This window comes from Candidatus Methylomirabilota bacterium, assembly GCA_036002485.1.
In the GTDB taxonomy this organism is placed as follows: Bacteria; Methylomirabilota; Methylomirabilia; order Rokubacteriales; family CSP1-6; genus AR37.
The window spans coordinates 1-3,041 of record DASYTI010000031.1; the positions used below are offsets into that span (position 1 = coordinate 1).

At 67.9% G+C, this 3,041-nt stretch carries 4 protein-coding genes; 3 read left to right on the top strand and 1 reads right to left on the bottom strand.

The window, feature by feature from the left end:
- Positions 1 to 423, bottom strand: a 423-nt coding sequence (locus VGT00_03480; protein ID HEV8530459.1) for an FAD binding domain-containing protein, incomplete at its 3' end; no start/stop codon positions are given.
- Between the two features lie 145 nt (positions 424 to 568).
- On the opposite strand from VGT00_03480, the gene VGT00_03485 reads away from it, so the two are divergent.
- From VGT00_03485 to aat, 3 genes are read left to right on the top strand one after another with little or no spacing between them, the layout of a single operon-like run.
- On the top strand, positions 569 to 1,624 hold the full coding sequence (locus VGT00_03485) for an LLM class flavin-dependent oxidoreductase (protein ID HEV8530460.1): 1,056 nt from the start codon (positions 569 to 571) through the stop codon (positions 1,622 to 1,624).
- A gap of 50 nt (positions 1,625 to 1,674) precedes the next feature.
- Positions 1,675 to 2,112, top strand: a complete 438-nt coding sequence (locus VGT00_03490) for a GNAT family N-acetyltransferase (protein ID HEV8530461.1) — start codon at positions 1,675 to 1,677, stop codon at positions 2,110 to 2,112.
- A 56-nt stretch (positions 2,113 to 2,168) separates the two neighbouring features.
- The gene (gene aat / locus VGT00_03495) at positions 2,169 to 2,741 is read left to right on the top strand and encodes a leucyl/phenylalanyl-tRNA--protein transferase (protein HEV8530462.1); all 573 of its coding nucleotides are present in this window, start codon (positions 2,169 to 2,171) and stop codon (positions 2,739 to 2,741) included.
- The last annotated feature ends 300 nt before the right edge of the window (positions 2,742 to 3,041 follow it).

The following is a 3,041-nucleotide window of genomic DNA, read 5'->3' on the forward strand; positions in this document are numbered from 1 at the left end:
ATCGCGCGCGCCTTGCGGCCCCGCCAGGGTGGCCACGGCGCCCGCCGCGATGAGGGCGGGGACGCTGTCGGCGGCCGGCGAGCCGTTGCACAGGTTGCCCCCGAGAGTGGCGCGCCCCTGCACCTGCGTCGAGCCGATGAGATTCGCCGCCTCGACCACGCCCGGCCACGCCTTCTTGAGCCGCGCATGCTCCTTGAGCTCGGCCCCCGTCACCGCCGCCCCGATGCGCCAGCCCCCCTTCTCCTCCGTGATGGCCCGGGTCTCGGGGATCTTCTTGATGTCGACGATCAGCTCCGGATCGACGATGTCCGCTCGCATCTGGACCAGGAGGTCAGTGCCTCCGGCCAAGACCCGCGCATCCCCTGTCGCTCCCGCGAGCAGGGCCACCGCTCCCTCCAAGGACCCTGGTGCCTCGTAGCGCATGTGTGCTGGTCTCGCCTTTCCGTGATTATTGGATTGGATTCTACGCAGGCAACAATACAGTGCAGCGGCAGATCTTGCAATCCGGTTGCGTGCTATCCTACCGCTCCATGACGAGGCGGCGAATCTACTTCGACGGCACCATGGGATGAAGTTCGGCCTCTTCTTCCAGACTCCGGAAGCGCCCGGCCAGTCGCACGGGGAGCGCTTCGCCGAGATGCTCGACCGCATCGCGCTCGCCGACTCGCTGGGCTTCGACGTGGCCTGGCTGGCCGAGCTGCACTTCGGCGGCGCGTTCTCGCTTCTGTCGAGCCCGCTCATGGCGGTGCCCGTGATCGCCCAGCGCACCCGGCGTATTCGCGTGGGAACCGCCGTCACCCTCCTGCCCCTCCATCATCCGCTTGCCTGCGCAGAGCAGGCGGCCACGGCCGACGTCCTCTCCGGCGGCCGGCTGGAGTTCGGAGTGGGCCGGGGCTCGATCCCGAGCCAGTTCCACGGATTCCGGGTGCCGGTGGCGGAGAACCGCGCCCGCTTCGACGAGGCGCTGGAGATCATTCGCCTCGCCTGGACCCAGGAGCGCTTCAGCTATCGCGGCGAGTTCTACCAGGTGGAGGACCTCGCGGTGGTGCCACGGCCCGTGCAACAGCCGCATCCGCCCATCCGCGTGGCCGTCCACACGGCGGAAAGCTTCGCCCACATCGGCGACCTGGGGCTGCCCATCTATTCGGGCACCACGACCACGCCCCTGCCCCAGCTTCGCGAGTACATGGCCCTCTACCGCGAGCATCTCGCGGGGGCCGGCCATTCATGGAAGAGCGACCAGATGGCCCTGATGCTCCCCGTGCACGTGGGCGCCACGGGCCGCGCCGCGCGGGAAGCCATGCGGGCCGGCGTGCTGAAGTACTACAAGAATCTCGAGGTGATCTTCTCGCAGCTGCCCGACTCCTACACTGATCACCTACCGCGCCTCAAGGTGATCCGGGAGACGGTGGCCAATCTGCCGTACGAGAAGTTCTGCCGCGACCAGGGCGTCTTCGGCGACGCCTCCGAAGTCGTCGAGCGGCTGCAGGCGGCCCGCGAGGACTTCGGGCTCTCGCAGATCATCTGCTGGTTCGATCAGGGCTCGATGCTGCCGCGCCATGAGGTCGAGCGCACCATGCGCCAGTTCGCCGACGAGGTCATGCCCAAGCTCGCCTCCGGCTGAACGGACGTTGCCGCGGGAAAGCCCGCGGTGTATTTTCAGTTGGGCCCGACATGATCGAGATCCGCCTGCCCCGGACGACCGACGCCGCCGGCTGTGCCGAGCTCGCCGCCACCGTCACCGGCGAGGAGCGCGCCGGGCCCTTCATCAAGTCGCACCTGGAGCGCCACCATCTCATCGTGGCCGAGGCCGACAAGGAGATCGTGGGCTTTCTCGCCTACCGCACGGACTGGTTCCAGTGCACCTTCGTGACCCTGGTAGTGGTGCGGGAGGACTTCCGCCGCAAGGGCATCGCGCGCGAGTTCTTCAAGTCGGTGGAGGCGGTCTCGCCCACCCCGCGCGTGTTCTCCTCGACCGAGGAAACCAATGCCACCTCGATCCGGATGCATACGGCCCTGGGCTTCCAGCCGAGCGGCCACGTCGACAACTTGCCGCAGGGCACCCGCGAGCTCCTCTTCTACAAGCGGATTCCCCCGCGCTCCTTCGGCTAACCGCGGGCGACCAGGAGGGCATCGAGCTGGCTTCCCGGCCGTTACTCCGGCTCGAGCTGACGCCCGCGGGCGTGGAGGCGGCCTATCGTCACGGCGTCTTCCCCATGGCGGACGAAATCTCGGGCGAGGTGTTGTGGTTCCGGCCCGATCCACGCGCCATCATTCCCCTCGACGGCTTCCACGTCTCACGCTCGCTCAAGCGCCGGCTCCGGCTCGGCGGCTTCGAGATCAGGGTCGATGCGGACTTCGAGGACGTGATGCGCGCCTGCGGCGACCGACGGGAAGGCACGTGGATCTCCGATGACTTCATCGACGTCTACGGCGCGCTCCATCGCGCGGGCAAGGCCCACAGCGTGGAGGCCTGGCGTGATGGGCGGCTCGTCGGGGGGTGCTACGGCGTGGCGCTCGGAGCCGCCTTCATGGCCGAGAGCATGTTCCACCGCGAGACGGATGCTTCGAAGGTGGCCCTCACGGCGTTGGTCTCGCGGCTACGCGAGCGGGGCTTCGTCCTCCTCGACGTCCAGTACGTCACGCCCCACCTGGCCAGTCTGGGCGCCGTCGAGATCTCCCGCCGAGAGTACGAGCGCCGTCTCGCCGCCGCGCTGAAGCTCGAATGTCGGTTCGCGTAGGCCCCTCACCCTGCCCTCTCCCCAGAGGGGAGAGGGATCCAATAGTGAGCACTCACTGTACATCGCGACAGGATCACTTCGTATCCCTCTCCCCCACCGGGGGAGAGGGCCGCAGTTCGAGCTGAAGGGCGAAGCCCTGAGGCGAGGGCTGAGTAGATCAGGGGGCGAAGCTATACCACCTCGTCCTTCCTCGACAGGACCTCGCCGAAGCGGGAGAGGGCGGGAGGCGGCAGCGTCTTGTAGACCTCGTCGATACGGAGATTGACCTCGTGGTTGGCCAGCGCGAAGAGACTCCGCCCC

What these genes read in the sequence shown, in the direction of transcription:
- VGT00_03485 (HEV8530460.1), top strand. Translation starts at nt 569, where the DNA reads ATGAAGTTCGGCCTCTTCTTCCAGACTCCGGAAGCGCCCGGCCAGTCG.
- VGT00_03490 (HEV8530461.1), top strand. Translation starts at nt 1,675, where the DNA reads ATGATCGAGATCCGCCTGCCCCGGACGACCGACGCCGCCGGCTGTGCC.